The sequence below is a fragment of the Sulfitobacter sp. S223 genome, from assembly GCF_025143825.1.
Lineage (GTDB): Bacteria > Pseudomonadota > Alphaproteobacteria > Rhodobacterales > Rhodobacteraceae > Sulfitobacter.
Genome location: NZ_CP083560.1, coordinates 3441762 through 3458756 on the forward strand (window position 1 = coordinate 3441762; position 16995 = coordinate 3458756).

20 protein-coding genes, 1 tRNA gene and 1 pseudogene are annotated in these 16995 nt (G+C 56.8%); 7 read left to right on the forward strand and 15 right to left on the reverse strand.

The window, feature by feature from the left end; all coding sequences use genetic code 11:
• The first annotated feature begins 49 nt into the window (after positions 1 to 49).
• From K3757_RS16410 to K3757_RS16425, 4 genes are read left to right on the forward strand one after another with little or no spacing between them, the layout of a single operon-like run.
• Positions 50 to 1030: a glycosyltransferase gene (locus K3757_RS16410; protein ID WP_259997133.1), complete on the forward strand. Its 981-nt coding sequence runs from the start codon at positions 50 to 52 to the stop codon at positions 1028 to 1030.
• Complete coding sequence (locus tag K3757_RS16415) at positions 1027 to 1611, forward strand: histidine phosphatase family protein (protein WP_259997135.1); 585 nt, start codon at positions 1027 to 1029, stop codon at positions 1609 to 1611. Before K3757_RS16410 ends, K3757_RS16415 begins: the two co-directional genes overlap by 4 nt.
• Positions 1608 to 2738: a glycosyltransferase family protein gene (locus tag K3757_RS16420; protein WP_259997137.1), complete on the forward strand. Its 1131-nt coding sequence runs from the start codon at positions 1608 to 1610 to the stop codon at positions 2736 to 2738. The genes K3757_RS16415 and K3757_RS16420 overlap by 4 nt, the downstream gene beginning before the upstream one ends.
• Positions 2735 to 3508, forward strand: coding sequence for a polysaccharide deacetylase family protein (locus K3757_RS16425; protein WP_259997139.1), 774 nt, complete (start codon positions 2735 to 2737; stop codon positions 3506 to 3508). The genes K3757_RS16420 and K3757_RS16425 overlap by 4 nt, the downstream gene beginning before the upstream one ends.
• Here K3757_RS16425 and K3757_RS16430 read toward each other — a convergent pair.
• The 6 genes from K3757_RS16430 to lepA all read right to left on the reverse strand — a co-directional run bounded on the left by K3757_RS16430 (position 3481) and on the right by lepA (position 8354).
• The gene (locus K3757_RS16430) at positions 3481 to 4311 is read right to left on the reverse strand and encodes a 3-keto-5-aminohexanoate cleavage protein (protein ID WP_260001304.1); all 831 of its coding nucleotides are present in this window, start codon (positions 4309 to 4311) and stop codon (positions 3481 to 3483) included. The two genes, K3757_RS16425 and K3757_RS16430, sit on opposite strands and share 28 nt — an antisense overlap.
• Before the next feature lie 97 nt (positions 4312 to 4408).
• The gene (locus K3757_RS16435) at positions 4409 to 4600 is read right to left on the reverse strand and encodes a hypothetical protein (RefSeq protein WP_259997142.1); all 192 of its coding nucleotides are present in this window, start codon (positions 4598 to 4600) and stop codon (positions 4409 to 4411) included.
• 79 nt (positions 4601 to 4679) lie between these two features.
• On the reverse strand, positions 4680 to 5177 hold the full coding sequence (locus K3757_RS16440; RefSeq protein ID WP_259997144.1) for an alkylphosphonate utilization protein: 498 nt from the start codon (positions 5175 to 5177) through the stop codon (positions 4680 to 4682).
• 27 nt (positions 5178 to 5204) lie between these two features.
• On the reverse strand, positions 5205 to 5435 hold the full coding sequence (locus K3757_RS16445) for a hypothetical protein (RefSeq protein WP_259997146.1): 231 nt from the start codon (positions 5433 to 5435) through the stop codon (positions 5205 to 5207).
• Positions 5436 to 5697: 262 nt separating this feature from the next.
• Positions 5698 to 6390, reverse strand: a complete 693-nt coding sequence (locus K3757_RS16450; RefSeq protein ID WP_259997148.1) for a hypothetical protein — start codon at positions 6388 to 6390, stop codon at positions 5698 to 5700.
• 164 nt (positions 6391 to 6554) lie between these two features.
• Positions 6555 to 8354 (reverse strand): translation elongation factor 4, encoded by a 1800-nt coding sequence (gene lepA, locus K3757_RS16455; protein ID WP_259997152.1) that lies wholly within the window; start codon positions 8352 to 8354, stop codon positions 6555 to 6557.
• A 287-nt stretch (positions 8355 to 8641) separates the two neighbouring features.
• On the opposite strand from lepA, the gene K3757_RS16460 reads away from it, so the two are divergent.
• Both K3757_RS16460 and K3757_RS16465 read left to right on the forward strand, forming a co-directional pair.
• Positions 8642 to 9724 (forward strand): porin, encoded by a 1083-nt coding sequence (locus tag K3757_RS16460; protein WP_259997153.1) that lies wholly within the window; start codon positions 8642 to 8644, stop codon positions 9722 to 9724.
• Between the two features lie 167 nt (positions 9725 to 9891).
• Positions 9892 to 10245 carry a hypothetical protein gene (locus tag K3757_RS16465; RefSeq protein ID WP_259997155.1) on the forward strand — a complete coding sequence of 118 codons (354 nt, stop codon included), beginning with the start codon at positions 9892 to 9894 and terminating at the stop codon, positions 10243 to 10245.
• A 106-nt stretch (positions 10246 to 10351) separates the two neighbouring features.
• On the opposite strand, the gene K3757_RS16470 is transcribed toward K3757_RS16465, so the two are convergent.
• The 6 genes from K3757_RS16470 to K3757_RS16495 form a co-directional block, all read right to left on the reverse strand.
• Positions 10352 to 10816 carry a low molecular weight phosphatase family protein gene (locus tag K3757_RS16470; protein ID WP_259997157.1) on the reverse strand — a complete coding sequence of 155 codons (465 nt, stop codon included), beginning with the start codon at positions 10814 to 10816 and terminating at the stop codon, positions 10352 to 10354.
• A gap of 1 nt (position 10817) precedes the next feature.
• Positions 10818 to 11297, reverse strand: a complete 480-nt coding sequence (locus tag K3757_RS16475; RefSeq protein ID WP_259997160.1) for a UPF0262 family protein — start codon at positions 11295 to 11297, stop codon at positions 10818 to 10820.
• A 148-nt stretch (positions 11298 to 11445) separates the two neighbouring features.
• Positions 11446 to 12747 carry a histidinol dehydrogenase gene (hisD, locus tag K3757_RS16480; protein ID WP_259997162.1) on the reverse strand — a complete coding sequence of 434 codons (1302 nt, stop codon included), beginning with the start codon at positions 12745 to 12747 and terminating at the stop codon, positions 11446 to 11448.
• Between the two features lie 148 nt (positions 12748 to 12895).
• Entirely contained in the window at positions 12896 to 13366 is a 471-nt protein-coding gene (locus K3757_RS16485) for a DUF2948 family protein (protein WP_259997163.1), read from the reverse strand.
• On the reverse strand, positions 13363 to 14634 hold the full coding sequence (gene murA, locus K3757_RS16490) for a UDP-N-acetylglucosamine 1-carboxyvinyltransferase (RefSeq protein ID WP_259997164.1): 1272 nt from the start codon (positions 14632 to 14634) through the stop codon (positions 13363 to 13365). Before murA ends, K3757_RS16485 begins: the two co-directional genes overlap by 4 nt.
• A 3-nt stretch (positions 14635 to 14637) precedes the next feature.
• The gene (locus K3757_RS16495) at positions 14638 to 14835 is read right to left on the reverse strand and encodes a hypothetical protein (protein ID WP_259997165.1); all 198 of its coding nucleotides are present in this window, start codon (positions 14833 to 14835) and stop codon (positions 14638 to 14640) included.
• A gap of 96 nt (positions 14836 to 14931) precedes the next feature.
• Here K3757_RS16495 and K3757_RS16500 point away from each other — a divergent pair.
• A tRNA-Thr gene (locus K3757_RS16500) sits at positions 14932 to 15006 on the forward strand.
• Between the two features lie 366 nt (positions 15007 to 15372).
• Here K3757_RS16500 and K3757_RS16505 read toward each other — a convergent pair.
• From K3757_RS16505 to K3757_RS16515, 3 genes and pseudogenes are all read right to left on the reverse strand, one after another.
• A pseudogene (locus tag K3757_RS16505) lies at positions 15373 to 15992 on the reverse strand (efflux RND transporter permease subunit).
• Positions 15943 to 16224 (reverse strand): hypothetical protein, encoded by a 282-nt coding sequence (locus tag K3757_RS16510; RefSeq protein WP_259997166.1) that lies wholly within the window; start codon positions 16222 to 16224, stop codon positions 15943 to 15945. The pseudogene K3757_RS16505 and the gene K3757_RS16510 overlap by 50 nt, the downstream one beginning before the upstream one ends.
• Before the next feature lie 198 nt (positions 16225 to 16422).
• Positions 16423 to 16941 (reverse strand): efflux RND transporter permease subunit, encoded by a 519-nt coding sequence (locus tag K3757_RS16515; RefSeq protein ID WP_259997167.1) that lies wholly within the window; start codon positions 16939 to 16941, stop codon positions 16423 to 16425.
• Positions 16942 to 16995 lie beyond the last annotated feature (54 nt).

Below are 16995 nucleotides of genomic sequence, written 5' to 3' on the forward strand. Positions count from 1 at the left end.
CGCTCCTCTCAAGCCACCTGCGCACCCCGTTCCCTCCGGTGACCGCGCAATGGCACGCTCATTAATGCTGGCACTGGACCACATGGGGGCGCAGGTTGATCTGGCTGCCAACCTGCGCAGCAGGGATGGAAAAGGTGACGCGCAGCTACAGACTTCACTGATGGAACAGGCTGAACATCTGCTGCCCGACATCATCACCCGCGGTCGCAGCGCGGGCTGGCAGGCGTGGATCACCTATCACAATTACTATAAGGCGCCCGATCTGATTGGCCCCGCTGCTGCACGCGCGCTTGGCATTCCTTATCTTCTGATCGAAGCGACACGCGCGCGCAAACGTTTGGACGGACCGTGGGAGACCTTTGCACAAGCGGCGGAAGCTGCCTGCGATGCGGCAGATGTGGTGTTTTACCTTACGGATAGGGATCACGAGGCACTGGCCGCACATGCCCCCGCTCAGCAGAAGCTTGTACACCTTGCCCCCTTTCTGCCCCGAACAAATCTGCCGACGCTGGCAAGCGGCACAGACCTACTTGCCGTTGGCATGATGCGCACAGCGGCAAAGCTGCCGTCCTATCGGCTTATCGCCGAAACGCTTTCCTTGCTGCCAGCGCAGACAAAGCTTGTTATTGTCGGGGACGGCCCGGCACGTGCGCAGGTTGAGGCGCTGATGGCTCCTTTTGGCACACGTGTCCGGTTTCTGGGTGCGTTGGAGCCGGACGCGTTGGCAAAGGCCTATGATCGGGCCGGCAAACTGATTTGGCCCGGTGTGGATGAGGCGTTTGGCATGACCTATCTAGAAGCACAGGCACACGGGCTACCCATCATCGCCCAAGACCGCCCCGGTGTGCGCGACGTCCTTTATCCGCGCCCCTATCCTCGTGTTGATGAGGGGGCAGCAGGGCTTGCCGACTTTGCGCTGTCTAAACCTCCCGCGCAGCAGGATATCCAGGACTATATCCGCGCGCGACACTTGCTGCCTGCAGCTGCCGATACCATTCGTGGCGGATTGGCACAGGCTGGTGTGACATGATCCGCCTTGCCCTGTTACGTCACGGCCACACCTCTTGGAATCGAGAAGGCCGCGTGCAAGGCAGCAGTGATATCGCGTTAGACGACAACGCGGTTTCCGACCTGAGCGCGCTGCGCCTTCCATCCCCGTGGGATGAGGCGTCACTTTGGTCCAGCCCCCTCAAACGAGCGACCAAAACTGCAGAACTGGTCGCGCTACGATCAGCACGTACTGATCCCGCGTTGACCGAGATGAATTGGGGCGATTGGGAGGGCCGAGTTGCGCAAGAGCTACGCAATGACCCTGCCTGCGATCATCGGGACATTGAAACATGGGGCTGGAACTATACGCCACCGAATGGAGAAAGCCCTGCGGCGTTACGTGATCGCTTGGTGCCTTGGGCAAATTCGCTGAAAACGGACACCATTGCCGTGTGCCATATCGGGGTGATGCGTGTGTTGATGGCTCATGCCTCGGGGTGGAATTTTGACGGGCCTGCCCCCTTCGCGGTCAAACGCAACCGGCTATTCATCATTGAAATCGACAACAACAACTGGCGCCTGTTGCCGGACCCTGTCCGATTGATAAAGGCCACACCGTGAAGGTCATGATCGTTGTCACCCATTTGCTTGGAACGGGGCACCTGGCCCGCGCACTGACACTGGCGCGTGCCTATATCGCTGCAGGCGACACCGTACAGGTTGTCTCTGGCGGTATGCCCGCACCACTGCTGCAGCATAATGATGTTCCCATGTTGCAATTGCAGCCTGTTCGCTCTGACGGGGTGGATTTTTCACGCCTGTTGGACGCTGACGGGGACATTGTAGAAGAGGCTTATCTTGCGTCACGACAAAAAACTCTATTGGAAACTTTCACGTCTTTCGCACCGGACATCCTGATCACAGAGCTGTTCCCGTTTGGGCGCCGAATACTAAAATCCGAGTTTACAGCCCTGCTGAGTTCAGCATGCGCGCTGCCGACAGCGCCGCTTGTCTGCGCATCCATCCGTGACATCCTTGCGCCCCCCTCCAAGCCCAAAAAAGCTGTTTTTGCCGACGAAATGATTGCCGAATTCTATGATGCAGTTCTGGTGCACTCGGATGAGGCTCTCACCCCGCTGGACCTTAGCTGGCCCGTTTCGGCGCAATTGCGGCCCTATCTTCACTATACAGGTTTCGTGGCACCTGCCCCGGCAACACCCGGTCCTGCGACAGAGGGTTCAGGCGAAGTAATTGTAAGTGCGGGCGGAGGCGATGTCGGCGGTCCGGTCTATGAAGCTGCCATAGCAGCTGCGGCGTTGATGGATCGGCCGATGCGCCTTCTTGTCGGAGGTGCTACCGCGCATTCACGCATTGAGGCGCTCCGCCGTCACGCACCCCAAAACGTTATTGTCGAAGCTGCACGTCCGGATTTCAGACAAATGCTTTATCATGCGGCGGCGTCTGTTTCGCTTTGTGGATACAATACCGCACTGGATATCTTGCAGGCCGGAACACCCGCTGTTTTTGTACCTTTTGACGAGGGTGGCGAAGTCGAGCAAGGATTGCGTGCAACTGCATTGGCCACCCAATCAGGCATAGCATCACTGCCACGTGCGCAGCTGACAGCAGAGAGTCTCTGCGCCGCGCTGGACGACGTGATTGCTGCGCCCCTCCGATCAAGCGCAGGAAGTCTGTTTGACGGAGCTGCGCGCACAGTTGCCTTCACCCACGCGCGGAGAACTCCATGAGAATTGACTGGACACCACTGAAGGCAGAATTGGCGCTTTGGCGGCGCGCAGACCTTGAGCTGCCCGTGTGGTGGCGGGATGATGATGCCGTCGCTGCGACCCCTGCGTTGGAGCGTTTGACCGCTTTGGCCAAAGACGTAAACATCCCCGTACATCTTGCGGTGATCCCTCATTTCGCCGAAGCGTCTTTGAGCGCCGTAATAGCGTCCGAAACCACGCTTATCCCTGTGGTCCACGGCTGGCAGCACGTAAGCCACGCGCCAAAGGGTCAGAAAAACGCCGAGTTCGGACAACTACGGAAAGAGGCCGAAGCCGAGCTTCGCCAAGCTATCGCGCAGTTGAACGAAGAGTTCGGTTCACGCCTGCTGTCGCTGTTTGTGCCACCTTGGAACCGGATAGAACCACGACTGCTGCCCGTCTTGGCAGAGCTCGGCTATGCTGGTGTATCAACCTACGGACCGCGCGAAGTATCTTTTGATGCGCCTGCTATAGTGCAGGTAAACACGCATATCGATCCTATTTACTGGCGCGGGCACCGCGGGTTGGTGCCACCAGAAAAGCTACTGGCCGACATTGTCGGTACTCTCCGTGACCGTCGCGAGGGGCGTACGGATGTGGCCGAGCCGCTGGGTCTGCTCACGCATCATTTGGTCCACACGGATGATGTATGGGACTTTAGCAAAGATGTGATGCGCGTCCTACTGGACGGCGGAGCCACCCCCGCCGACCTACGCGCATTGCTTTATGCGGGACGCAGCCCCAACAACTGACGCGCCTGAGCCGGAGTTGCGACAGGACGCTCGTACTTTTCACACAGATCCGCAGCGCGTTTGATAAGCGCAGCATTCGAGGGCGCGAGCGTGTCTTTATCCAGACGCACGTTATCCTCTAGTCCCGCGCGGGCATGACCGCCTGCGGCAATGGCCCAATCGTTCAAAACGATCTGGTTCGGGCCAACTCCCGCTGCGCACCATAGCGCGTCAGGCACAAGGCGCTCGACAGTCTTGATGTAGAAATCAAATGTTTCGCGGTCAGCGGGCATGGCATTTTTCACGCCCATGACGAACTGGATATAAAGCTGGCCCGGGATGCGGCCATCCCGGTTCATTTCGGCGGCCTTGTGGATATGGCTCAGGTCGAATGCTTCGATCTCGGGCTTGACGTCATAGGTGCGCATTTCGGACGCCAGCCAGTCCACCAACTCTGGCGGGTTCTCATAAACGCGGGTCGGGAAATTGTTGGACCCGACAGACAGGCTTGCCATATCCGGCCGCAGCGAAAGCATCGCACCCCGTTCATGCCCCGCGCCCGATCGCCCACCGGTCGAGAACTGTATGATCATATCAGGGCAATGCGCCTTAACCCCCTCTTGCAGTCTTGCGAACTTCTCAGGGTCTGACGACGGTGTCTCATCCGCATTGCGCACATGGGCATGGCATATGCTGGCGCCTGCCTCATAGGCGGCATGCGTGCTCTCGATCTGCTCTGAAATGGTGATGGGCACGGCGGGGTTCGCCGCTTTTGTCGGAACAGAGCCAGTGATGGCGACGCATAGGATGCAGGGTGTCATGATGGACCTCGGATCAGCTAAAAGACATGTCAGCCTATCTATACCACGCCAACGCGCCCCGTATACGGCAGCAACGCAGGACGCCCTAGAAAACCTTACCCTAGGTCGCAGTCAGCGCCTTGATCTTGCGTGCAACAAGATAGGAGACCGGCAACGCCAACACCGCACCTATGGCCGCGGCGACAATGATCGCCGTGGGTGACACGTAGCCAGCTGTGAGAACCGCAATGATACCGATCCCGCTAAGGGTCGTCCCGATGATCGAATACAGGATAGAGGCAAGGCGGATCATGAAGCGTTCCTTTCACGCGGGTTTGGTCACGCGGACCATAGCGCTGGCGGAATCAAGGAACCTTGATATGGGTCAATGCTCAGCGCTTCTTTACGAACTCTGTCAGGATCACGATACGCTGGCCTTCCACGCGACCTTCGATGTGGGCATCGTTGTCCTGCACCAGCGAAATCCGGTGCACCGCCGTGCCACGCTTTGCGGTAAAGCCCGCACCTTTGACGTTCAGATCCTTGATCAGCACCACAGTATCGCCATTGGCAAGCGGGACGCCGTTGCTGTCTTTGTGGTTCGTTTCGGCGGCTTGATTGTCGGCCCAAGCCTGCGTTTCCTCATCGAGGTAAAGCTGTTCGGCCAGATCGCGGGACCAATCGGTATCGAGCCGCTTTAGCGTACGCATCGCATAGACTTGCAGCGCGTGGTCCTCGGACCACATGGTGGATGCGATGGGCCGGAAATGATCGGCGGGAGTGGCAGGGTCAGCGCAAAGGGCACAAATCTGGATGCTGGCCTCTGCCGGGCCGCCGGAGACGGGCGTGTCGATAAGCGGAGCATCTGTGGTGCAGAGGGGGCAGGTCATGGGCGGTCCTTTGGGCTGACGTGTTTGTCAGCGGATGTACCACCGATCAGGGCGCGCTGCATGTCGTTTGTCAGGCTCGGACCAATCCATTTGTTTGAGGATGAAATAGCTGAGCGGAAGGGAGATCAGCGCCCCTGCGATAAGCGCGCCGATCATGGTGGGGAAGGAGAAGAAACCGGCCATGATGATGGCCACGGCGATAGCGCCCGAGGTGACGGAGAAGGCGATGGAGTAGATGGCGAAAGCGAAGTGGAGCATGGCGCGGGTCCTCTGGGCTGTGGTCTAGAGGATAGGGCGCTTGGGGGTTTGTTCAAATGGGGTGGTGCGCCGGAGGCGTGGGGGTGGGTGATAAGCACCGGACACGGGCGCTGCCAATTCAGAGATTTGGCAGTCCTAAATCAAAACGAGTACTGAAACACTAACCAAACTGACACCATTGTTGGCAAAAGCGAAATGGCTGAACCGACTGCAAGCAATGCAAATACGAAGCATCTTAACCGTGGGCTGGAATAGTCTTTTATCAGGTACTCAAGACGAAAAACATCGATGGAAAAATCAGGAGATGTTGCAAAAAACGATTTCCAAATTGCAAACTCCACCCTGCGTTGATTCGCCACACAGTCAAAAATTGGGTCGATATCAGGAAGCCCATTGAACATGTAGAAGCTTGTCTCATCGGCGCCTTCGTTTTTAATTTTCTCAATTGGATTATGGTTAATCCAATCTTCACTTTTTTAAAAACCTCAATTATTAATCGATAGATTGACGATTTAATCTTCGCAGGAAAGTTCCAAGTTTCTGGAATATCATGGAAGGATTCCACAACCTCAATACGTCTTGTTTCACAAGCCTCAATCGTTTCTTCGAAGCTACCAATGACGGCATTATCTGTCTTTGTACTTTCTTTGAATTGAATGAAATCAGAATACTGTTCTGAACTTTTTATTGTATCCGGCGCGATAAGTGAAAATATGCCGGTCGCCGCACCCAGAAGCGACAGTCCAATGTACAAAATCTCAACTCGCCGATCCGCTAAGTACTTAAGCCAACCCTCTGAGAGCTCAACAGGACCCAGCAATATATAGTTTTCCAAGCCTGTATTTAGAAAGACCAGAAAGCCAAGAAATGGCGCAACAATCGTCAATCTTGCCAAATTGCTTTTGCCAAAACGTGCCAATCGAGACCATCTGATCGCCTCGTTAAAGTTATTCATAGCCAGTCTATTCCATTTTTGAAAATGAATGTCATGAGACAAAGATAACTTACTTAGCCGCGGCACTCCATCTTGACCCAGTGGGAACGCGCATTGCTTTGCAATACGCTGCCTCCCACCGTCAACAAAAAACCGTCAGCTTTCAGCTGACGGTTTTTTGTTGCTTAGCCATCCATTTTAAGTGCGCTGATGAAAGCTTCCTGCGGAATATCCACTTTCCCAAACTGCCGCATCTTCTTCTTACCCGCCTTCTGCTTATCCAGCAGTTTGCGTTTACGCGAGGCGTCGCCGCCGTAGCATTTGGCGGTCACGTCTTTGCGCATGGCAGACAGGGTCTCACGCGCGATCACCTTGCCGCCAATCGCCGCTTGGATCGGGATTTTGAACATGTGGCGGGGGATCAGGTCTTTTAGTTTTTCGACCATCGCACGGCCGCGCATTTCGGCGCGGTCGCGGTGGACCATCGTGCTAAGCGCATCGACGGGTTCGTCGTTCACAAGGATGCTCATTTTCACCAGCGCATCTTCGCGGTAGCCGATCATCGCATAGTCGAAGCTGGCATAGCCCTTGGTCACCGATTTCAGACGGTCGTAAAAGTCGAACACCACCTCATTGAGCGGCAGATCATAGACCACCATCGCGCGGGAACCGGCATAGGTCAGATCCATTTGGATGCCACGGCGGTCCTGACACAGCTTCAGCACGTCACCAAGGTATTCGTCGGGCACAAGGATCGTCGCCTTGATCCGCGGCTCTTCAAGGTGGTCCACGAACGTCAGGTCGGGCATGTCGGCGGGGTTGTGCAGTTCCTGCATGGAGCCGTCGCGCATGTGGATGTGATAGATCACCGACGGCGCAGTGGTGATTAGGTCGATGTCATACTCACGCTCGATCCGGTCGCGGATCACTTCGAGGTGCAGCAGGCCCAAGAACCCGCAGCGGAAGCCAAAGCCAAGTGCGGCGGATGTTTCCATCTCGTAGCTAAAGCTCGCGTCGTTCAACGCCAGCTTTTCAATGCTGTCGCGCAGGTCTTCGAACTCGGCCGCGTCCACGGGGAATAGGCCACAGAAAACCACAGGCTGGGACGGCTTAAAGCCCGGCAGCGCTTTGTCGCACGGCTTTTTCTCATGGGTAATGGTGTCACCCACGCGCGTGTCGCGCACCTGTTTAATGGAGGCGGTGAGGAAGCCGATCTCGCCCGGGCCAAGCACGTCAATTTCCGTCATGGCCGGACGGAACACGCCGATGCGGTCCACGTGGTGGACGGAGCCGTTTTGCATCATCGTGATGCGGTCGCCCTTTTTCAGCTGCCCGTCCATAATACGGACAAGAACGATCACACCGAGGTAGCTATCATACCATGAATCCACCAGCATCGCCTTAAGCGGTGCATCCAGCGTACCCTTTGGCGCGGGCAGGTGGTGAACGATGGCCTCCAGAGTCTCGACAATACCCTCACCGGTTTTCGCAGACACACGGATCGCGCCAGACGCGTCGATACCGATCACGTCTTCGATTTGTTCAGCCACACGGTCACAATCGGTGGCGGGCAGGTCGATCTTGTTCAGGACCGGCACGATCTCATGATCGGCGTCGATGGCGTGATACACGTTGGCCAGCGTCTGTGCTTCGACGCCTTGCGTGGAATCGACAACCAGCAACGAACCTTCAACCGCGCGCATGGAGCGGGAGACTTCGTAGGCAAAATCGACGTGACCCGGCGTGTCGATCAGATTGAGGACATATTCCTCACCATTGAGCGCCTTGTAGTTGATCCGCACGGTCTGGGCCTTGATCGTGATGCCCCGCTCACGCTCGATGTCCATGCTATCCAGCATCTGCGCTTTCATATCGCGCAAGGCGACGGTCTGCGTCTCTTGGATGAGACGGTCAGCGAGGGTGGATTTGCCATGGTCGATGTGCGCGACGATGGAGAAATTGCGGATGTGTGAAAGTGGTGTCATGAATTGGATATGTAGGGGTTTTGAAGGGCGGTCAAGGTGGATGATGATCCTTGGGGGACTGCTTTTGCGTGCAATTATGACGCGCGTACGCCAGACATCCGGTTGATCGCCGCCAGCGCGGGACAGCATGACGCAGCGGACGCCCCCAAAGACAGATCACGAGCCCACTCACAGCTCCGTGATCTATTGTGTTCACACTTGAATTTCCATCCGGAAAAAGGAGGCGCATAGGGGGCGCGACGGCCAAATTTCGCCGCCTCTCTAAAAATACCCAAAAAGGACAAACCATGCGCCCGATCAATCGTTTAGCCGTGCCTGCATTGCTCGCTCTTCCAACATTTGCTGCCGCTCAGGACACCGCCCCGGAGTGGGACTTCTACGGGCAACTGAACCTTGGAATTATCAATGTTGATAACGGCGTAGATACAGAGACAGCCCTGATCGACAACGACAATTCGAACTCTCGTGTCGGTGTGACCTTTCGGCAGGATTTGGCCAATGGCGGTCAATTCCGGTTCAACTTTGAAACCGCGCTCGGCTTGACCGGATCAAGCGCCATAAATGGCGACGACAACGATCTGGATGCCGGTTACAACCGTCGTGAACTGCGCAAGCTGGAAATCATCTATCAAACAGCCACAATAGGTACATTCTCGTTCGGTCAAGGCAGCATCGCAACAGACGGTTCGGGTGAGGCCGACTTTTCAGGCACTGGCGTTGCTGCCTATGCCGGCACAAGCGACCTTGCAGGCAGCCAATCGCTTGCGCTGACTGACGGGACGATCTCTGGCACTTCCATCGGCAATGCATTCAAAACCTTTGACGGCGGCCGTCGCTTCCGCATCCGCTATGACACGCCAACCTATAATGGCTTCGGATTCGCAGTGTCGGCAGGTCAGGAAGTTCTGGCCAGCGGCAACGATGATGAATTCTACGACTTTGGCCTGTCATACGACAAAGACTACGGCGACTACAAAGTCGCAGCGCGTCTGGGCCACTCGATCCGCGACAGCGCCGAAGCATTCACCGTGGCCTCTGCCGCAGTCCTGCACGAGCCCACAGGCCTGAGCTTTGCCTTGGCTGCCGGTCAATCCCGAGAAGCGGATACAGATTACGCCTACGCAAAAGTAGGCTATCAGCGTGACTGGGTATCCTTCGGACGCACATATCTTTCTGCCGATTTTTACAGCGGGTCGGATTTCGCATTTGCAGGCAGCGATTCGCAATCTTTCGGCATTGCGGTCGTGCAAAAGGTCGACGCCTATAACGTCGAACTTTACGCGACATACCGGACCTTTGAAGTTGATGGCGGCACAAGCAATTTTGACGATGTTGACGTGACATTCGTGGGCGCGCGCTGGAAGTTCTAAACACTCTAAAATACCAGCTCCTGACGCCACCGCAGAGAAATTCTGGGGTGGCGTTTTCATTTGTGATTTGAAGAAAACTCAAACTTGTGCATACTAGGCAGCAGAGCAGATAAAGCCGCACCCAAAGGGGAAAACCCCATTCGCGGCATGAGACAAAGGCAGAGATAATGAAACCAATGGTTTTGGCGCTTGTAGCGCTGTCCACAGTTGCCGCCTGCGGTGGCAAAGCGTCAAACTACACCACGCGGGGGGCATTTACCCCGACGCAGCTTTATGCGACGGGCCCACTCCAACGCGCCTGTATGGCGCAAGGACGCAAGGCCGCCAGTTCACAACGGTGTGGCTGCGTTCAGGCTGTCGCTGATCAACAGCTATCCTCATCTGATCAACGCCGCGGTGTAAAAGCGTTCAAAGACCCACATAAGGTGCAGGTATGGCGCCAGTCCGATCGCGCCTCTGACAATGCCTTCTGGGCGACGTGGAAAGCGTTTGGTCGCACCGCCGCCGCCGTCTGTTCCTAAGACCGGGCTGCACTGCGTCGCATAGACCTCTTGATCAGATTTCGTTCGGACTGATGGAAACCAGGTCAACGGCAGCGCATGCGGGCGCTTGCGTGTTTTCCTATTTCTAGACAGGCGATTGCGTTGGCGGACCAAACCGATCTTGCAGTCGCGTCGCAATCTGATCGCGCGCGTTGCGAAATTGGGCAAGTGTGGCTTCACGTCCATCCCCCAGCCCTGTCGGGTCAAGGATCGGCCAATATTCAACATCCAAGTGAAAGTACCGCGTCAGCTCAAGCGCGCGGCGTTGGGATGCAGGCGACAATGCAACGACCAGATCAAAAGAGCTAAGGTCATCGCCCCACTCTTCCATTTCGTCAAAACTGCGCGAGCGATGGCGTGACAGTTCGACACCCATCTCCTGACAGACCGCTATCGAGAAACCGTTAATCTCAAGGTCATTTTTGACCCCAACGGACTGAACATAAACATCCATGCCGAAGAATTTCTTCATCAGGCCTTCGGCCATGGGGGAACGGACCGCATTGTGATCGCAGCAAAAAAGGACTGATTGCGGCAGCTGCTGCGTCACGTCAGCCCCCGAAGTGTAGAACACAAATGAGGGTGAACAGACGGCGTGCGGTATCAATATCGATTTCCGCCTTTCCCTCCAGCCGTTCCTGCAACACACGAGAACCTTCCATGTGAATACCGCGGCGCGCCATATCGATCGTTTCGATCTGGGCCGGCGGCAGCTTTTTCACGGCGTCAAAATAGCTCTCGCAGATTTGAAAGTAATCTTTGACCACCTGACGAAACGGCCCAAGTGATAGATGGAATTCTGCCGCTTTTTCGGAATCTTCAGTATTCACATCGAATACCAGTCGCTTGTCCCGAATGGATAGATCCAGATGGTATGGCCCCGGCGGAACGGCACGCCCTTCGCGCGAAGGAAGCACAAAGGTGTTGTCCTCCAAAAGGTCAAACATAGCAACACGGCGCTCCTGCTCGATCTCCGCTGTAGGCGGGGGGAGGTTGGCGTCATCAAGGTTGATCTGAACGATGCGGGACATCGGCGCATCCTTTTGCGAGAGGTTTAGCGGCTTGAATACGCCAGCACGCGCGGCGTGGCAATGGATGCGCATCTTTTCATGTCAAATGCGGACCGCTTGAGATCGGCGGTATCATTGCTGTCGTCTGTGCAAACCGCTCTAGTGCCCCTTATCGGTTCAGCTTATCCAGCCGCGCCGTCACCGAAAGACCGTGCGCTTCGAGGCTTTCGGACGATGCGAGCCGTTCTGCGGCAGGACCGATGGCGCGCAAGGCTTCGGGCGTCATATGCGCCAGCGTTGTACGTTTCATAAAATCGAGCACCGAAAGGCCTGAAGAAAAGCGTGCTGAACGGGCAGTCGGAAGCACGTGGTTGGGGCCGCCCACATAGTCGCCAATCGCCTCCGGTGTCCACTGACCCAGAAAGATCGCACCGGCATGCGTGATACTTGCGCTCAAAGCGTGCGGATCAGCCACGCAAAGTTCAAGATGCTCAGGGGCAATCCTGTCTGCTAGGCGCGCGGCCGTGTTCAGATCAGGGACAGTGATGATGGCACCGAAATCACGCCACGAGGGGCCCGCAATATGCGCACGCTGCAATGTCTCCAGTCGCCGCTCGACCGCTGCGGCAACGGCTTTGCCAAAGGCGGGGTCGGTTGTAATCAGCAAGGACTGCGCGCTTTCGTCATGTTCAGCCTGCGACAACAGATCAAGGGCGATCCAGTCCGGATCATTGTCACCATCCGCGATAACAAGAATTTCTGACGGACCGGCAATCATGTCGATGCCCACTTTGCCAAAGACGCGGCGTTTGGCTGCGGCGACAAAGGCATTACCGGGACCGGTGATCTTGTCCACCGGTGCGATTGCATCGGTACCATAGGCCAGCGCAGCCACGGCCTGAGCGCCGCCAATGCGGTAGATTTCGTCTACGCCTGATATTTGCGCAGCCAGCAGAACCAGAGGATTAAGTACCCCGTCTGGTGTCGGCACGACCATGGCAAGGCGAGTGACGCCGGCAACTTTGGCCGGAATCGCATTCATCAAAACCGAGCTGGGGTAACTGGCCAGCCCACCCGGCACGTAAAGGCCCGCGGCAGAGACCGCCGACCAACGCCATCCCAGCGTGGCTCCGGCCTCATCTGTCCATTCCGCATCTTCGGGCAGTTGACGTTCATGGTAGGAGCGTATCCTCGCGGCTGCCAGCTCCAAGGCGGCCCTATCCTCGGCCGAAACCTGATGACATGCTGTCGCGACTTCTTCGCTGGTGATGCGCAGGCTGTCCGGTGTCAGTGTGATCCGGTCGAACTTTGCCGTTAATTCAATCACCGCTGCGTCACCGCGCATACGTACATCGTCGATGATACCAGCCACTGTGGCATCCACATCGGGGCTGTCTTCGCGCTTGGCGTTCAGTAGCGTTGTGAAGGATGCTTCAAAATCGGCATCAGTGGCATCAAGGAATACGGGCATGGGACAAGCTCCTGTGTTGGCTCAAGCAGGTAGCGGCGTTCGCCGCTTTCCTCAAGGGGCGAGCGGCAGCTGCATTTTGACGCGGGTGCAAGTATTTAAGGGAGTTAGAGCAAAACGCTGTCCTGCAAATACAGCTACGGGCAATGGTTTAGTCTGGATGGTTCGGACGTTTTTTCGACGGTGCCACATAGGGGCGCGTTACGTCTTTAAGTGTCACATCCAGTGCTTCCACAGTCAGGCGAATAGCCCCGTCTCCGGCAAGCGTCAGGGTGACTTGCCCCGAGGGGCTTTCGCTTTCGTCAAACGCCATGTGCAAAAGAGACAGCACCGTGTCGGCATCCCCCTTCGGCACCCCCTGAGAGGCAACCGCCTGCACATTGGAGAACATCAATACCGATTGAACACGCTCTGGCGCATGACGTTTGGCACCTGCGTCTTCCCAGCGTACGCGGTTCAGTAGCAGGGCAAAGCGGCCTTCGCGCTTAAGCCAGCGCATCTCGGACGCGGGAAACACCGCGTCCTGCACAAGCGAGGAAATGACTACCAGATCGTCGGCGTCCAAAGCGCCGAGGTTCAGCGGTGCTTCGCCGCCATCTTCAAAGCGTGCATCATCATTCATTCGTCTTTGATCCGCTCAATATTGGCCCCAACGCCGGACAGTTTCGCCACCACATGCTCATACCCTCGATCCAGATGGTAGACACGGGAAACCTTCGTCTCACCCTCAGCAGCCATGCCTGCAAGGATCAACGAAACAGAGGCACGCAGGTCAGTCGCCATAACAGGCGCACCTTTGAGTTTTTCTACGCCGGTCACAATGGCCTTACCGCCGTGCACGTCCACTTTCGCGCCCATGCGGATCAACTCCGGCGCGTGCATAAAGCGATTCTCAAAGATTTTCTCCTCAAGCGTCGATGTCCCTTCGGCCGTACACAAAAGCGCCATCATCTGCGCCTGCAGGTCTGTCGGGAAACCCGGAAAGGGTTCGGTTGTCACATCAACTGCGCTAACGCGGTCCCCGCGACGCTTCACCTTGAGGCCTTTGTCCGTCTCGGTCACTTCAATACCCGCGGCGTCCAGCTTTTCGCAGAAAGCGCCAATCAGGTTGATGCGTCCGCCCAGCAACTCAACCTCACCACCGCAGATGGCGGGCGCAAGCATGTAAGTGCCCAGCTCAATTCGGTCCGTGACAACAGGGTGCGTCGCAGCGCCCAAGCGGTCCACACCCTGAATGGTGATGCTGGATGTGCCGTCGCCGTCAATCTGCGCGCCCATGCGGCGCAAGCAATCCGCTAGATCCACGATCTCCGGCTCACGCGCGGCATTGTTGATTACTGTGGTTCCCTTGGCCAGCGTGGCAGCCATCATGATATTTTCGGTCGCGCCAACAGAGGCGAAGGGGAAATCAATGACAGCCCCCTTAAGGCGCCCACCAGCAGCCTTTGCGTACAGGTAGCCATCGCGCAGATCAATTTCCGCGCCCATTTTGGCCAAACCATCCGTGTGAATATCCATAGGCCGCGCGCCAATTGCGCATCCGCCGGGCAGAGACACCTCAGCATAGCCTTCACGCGCCAGCAGCGGCCCCAATACCAGATTGGAGGCACGCATTTTGCGCACAATGTCATATTCCGCTCGAGTGTTGATCTCACCATGGGAAGACATGGCAATCACCCTGCCCTCTTGGAGGGAAGTGACCTCAGCGCCCAGAGACTGCAACAACTGCGTCATGGTGCGGATGTCGGACAGGCGCGGCGCGTTGGTCAGCGTCAGCGGCTCTTCGCTGAGCAGTGTCGCAGGCATCAGCGTCAGGCAGGCGTTCTTCGCACCCGCAATCGGAATTGAGCCCGCCAGCGGCCCACCGCCCCGTACCAGAATTGCGTCCATGTTTTAGGATTCCTTGTCTTGCGCGGTTTGCGCTGTGCCTGTGGTGCTGCCCTCTGACGTATCCGTCGCCCGCGCCCGCGCCTGCGTTTTGCGCCGCGCCATGTTAGCCTTAAGCGCCTGAGACAGCCGCGCCTGCTTGCGCGCAGCTTCTGCCGCTTTAGGTGTTTGGGCCGGAGTGTGAGAGGACTGTTTGTCTGCCATAGCGCCTGTCTAGCGCAGGTACTGCGCGGGGTCCAGATTAGGCGCGAATTTGGGTTGCGCAAGCGACGGATAGAAGCTAATCAGCCCGCTATCGGCGCTGCTGTAGCTCAGAGGTAGAGCACTCCCTTGGTAAGGGAGAGGTCGAGAGTTCGATTCTCTCCAGCAGCACCATGTTCCCAGAACATTTATTGATTTGAAGCTTTGGACCCGGCTGGTCGCAGATCTATCGCGCGGTGCGTTCCGACCTGAACGCAGCATGTAGTTGGATGAAATCTGTGGTCTCAAGAAAGAGGGTGGGCGCATTTCCGACCCTAAAAAGGCGGGAAATTGGGCTCCTTACTGAGGGCCTCAGGTTCTTTGACGCGACAGCCGATGGATGACGGCGAAGAACACTGGCACAAACAAAACACACAGTAACGTCCCGGAGATTGCCCCGCTCAGAACGCCGGACCCGATCGCTGTCCGGCCAGAGGGCAGAACAACCGACGAGGCTCCAAAAGAAAACGCCATAGATATCATAAGGATACGACGAAACCGCTATTTCGCCGCTTCTGCAACGCCAACGTTGGCCTGTTCGCAGGCGAACTCGACGATCAGGATCGCAGTTTTGCCGGCAAGACCAATCACCGTCAGCAAAGATACTTGAAAATACACACCATTCGCAAAGCCACCTAGCCATGCGCCAACCAGCGCGCCAACATCACCGCAAAGGGAGCCGACCAGCTTTCATACAAAACAGCAAGGGACAGGAAGCCCCCCAAGCGACAGCGCATAAAGCACGCCTGCCTAGCCGTCCGCCTCAATTTCCTCCAACGCAATGGCCGTCCAGACAATTCGAACCCAGACGGCCGTTGGGCGGCCAGAGGCCGCATCTCCGCCATGGCTTCGCCGGTCATGACGCCCTCAGCCGGACTGCGCTGAAGCTGTGCTGCGGCTACCCCGTTGTACCGGTAGAGCATCTGCGCACCGTACTTCTGGCTTGTCGTTGAGAACGGCGAGAACGGGGCCAATCCGCCTGTCGCGTTGTGGACCCGCCAGTGCTCGAGGTCTTTGGGCACCATGTGACATGGCACATCACCCTGAATATAAACACGTTTTGCGCGGCAGTTATCCATAAAGTCGTTCACATAGTGGCATGCCCATGCGATCGAAAGCATGTCCCCGACCGCAGATTCCTACAGGCCCACCGCGACGGCAGCGGGCCTGAAGGTAGAAGTCAAATCCGCTGACGTTGCCGAGTTCAATCCCGACCAGAGGAACAATCCGGAAGGCAAGCGCCTCCTGAATTTGCGAGAATGCGCCAAATGCACGTCCGGCGATGGCCGATACGCTTTGGCCTACGGCTTCACGTTCTGACCATTCTTTCAGGCCAATAAACGCAAGGCCCATGTTTTGACCTTAACCGGCAAAGCTGAACCCGCTGACGGTGAAGACGGACTTGAACGATAGAATTTGTTATCAAGATAGTGGTCCGAGACCTTTTCCAATACGCGGTTCGTGGCAGTACCCACACGCACTGGCCTGCGATCTGACCCCTTGTATTTTTGCTGGCCACGTAGGGATCAAAATATCGTTCCATCAAGCGCGCTACGTTTTCGACCACAAAGATCGCATCGTCAGGGAGTTGATCGAGATGCCAAAAGCCGCGATCACGCCAAAGGTCGCGAGCAGCACCATTTGTACCGTCAAAGTCGGGATCAGGGTTGCACGCAGGTTCCGGCTGAACAGAAGCATCACAGAACAAACCGGCCCGACCGCCTCAAACAAGGTGACGACCACCTCTTTGATCGAACGTTCGACGAAGGGAAACGTATCGTAGGGGACTACACGTTTCATACCATCCGGAAAGAATTCCGAAACAGGCTCCAGCGGCTCTTCGACCAGTTTGGCTATGGGCAGCGCGTTCGGACCGGTTGCCCTTCGACAGTGGGAAGTGACCCGAATGACCCGGCGGATACCTGTCAGTGTTGCGTATTGCGCACCGAAAACCTGCATGTTGCCGCCCCCTTCGAGGCGGCTGAATTCATCGACAAGATTGGTCACGAGGCAGTCCAACAAACCCGCGGAATCCAGCGTGCCAACTTCGGATACCAGTGCCACAATCATCAGAAAGCCGCCGCCGATGTGCTGACGGTCATGCCCTGCCGCTGCACTGCCTCG

What these genes read in the sequence shown, in the direction of transcription:
- K3757_RS16445 (WP_259997146.1), bottom strand. Translation starts at nt 5,435, where the DNA reads ATGCTCCACTTCGCTTTCGCCATCTACTCCATCGCCTTCTCCGTCACC.
- K3757_RS16415 (WP_259997135.1), top strand. Translation starts at nt 1,027, where the DNA reads ATGATCCGCCTTGCCCTGTTACGTCACGGCCACACCTCTTGGAATCGA.
- K3757_RS16475 (WP_259997160.1), bottom strand. Translation starts at nt 11,297, where the DNA reads ATGTCCCGCATCGTTCAGATCAACCTTGATGACGCCAACCTCCCCCCG.
- K3757_RS16485 (WP_259997163.1), bottom strand. Translation starts at nt 13,366, where the DNA reads ATGAATGATGATGCACGCTTTGAAGATGGCGGCGAAGCACCGCTGAAC.
- K3757_RS16515 (WP_259997167.1), bottom strand. Translation starts at nt 16,941, where the DNA reads ATGATTGTGGCACTGGTATCCGAAGTTGGCACGCTGGATTCCGCGGGT.
- K3757_RS16410 (WP_259997133.1), top strand. Translation starts at nt 50, where the DNA reads ATGGCACGCTCATTAATGCTGGCACTGGACCACATGGGGGCGCAGGTT.
- K3757_RS16465 (WP_259997155.1), top strand. Translation starts at nt 9,892, where the DNA reads ATGAAACCAATGGTTTTGGCGCTTGTAGCGCTGTCCACAGTTGCCGCC.
- murA (WP_259997164.1), bottom strand. Translation starts at nt 14,634, where the DNA reads ATGGACGCAATTCTGGTACGGGGCGGTGGGCCGCTGGCGGGCTCAATT.
- K3757_RS16460 (WP_259997153.1), top strand. Translation starts at nt 8,642, where the DNA reads ATGCGCCCGATCAATCGTTTAGCCGTGCCTGCATTGCTCGCTCTTCCA.
- K3757_RS16435 (WP_259997142.1), bottom strand. Translation starts at nt 4,600, where the DNA reads ATGATCCGCCTTGCCTCTATCCTGTATTCGATCATCGGGACGACCCTT.
- K3757_RS16425 (WP_259997139.1), top strand. Translation starts at nt 2,735, where the DNA reads ATGAGAATTGACTGGACACCACTGAAGGCAGAATTGGCGCTTTGGCGG.
- K3757_RS16440 (WP_259997144.1), bottom strand. Translation starts at nt 5,177, where the DNA reads ATGACCTGCCCCCTCTGCACCACAGATGCTCCGCTTATCGACACGCCC.
- lepA (WP_259997152.1), bottom strand. Translation starts at nt 8,354, where the DNA reads ATGACACCACTTTCACACATCCGCAATTTCTCCATCGTCGCGCACATC.
- K3757_RS16450 (WP_259997148.1), bottom strand. Translation starts at nt 6,390, where the DNA reads ATGAATAACTTTAACGAGGCGATCAGATGGTCTCGATTGGCACGTTTT.
- K3757_RS16510 (WP_259997166.1), bottom strand. Translation starts at nt 16,224, where the DNA reads ATGGGCCTTGCGTTTATTGGCCTGAAAGAATGGTCAGAACGTGAAGCC.
- K3757_RS16495 (WP_259997165.1), bottom strand. Translation starts at nt 14,835, where the DNA reads ATGGCAGACAAACAGTCCTCTCACACTCCGGCCCAAACACCTAAAGCG.
- hisD (WP_259997162.1), bottom strand. Translation starts at nt 12,747, where the DNA reads ATGCCCGTATTCCTTGATGCCACTGATGCCGATTTTGAAGCATCCTTC.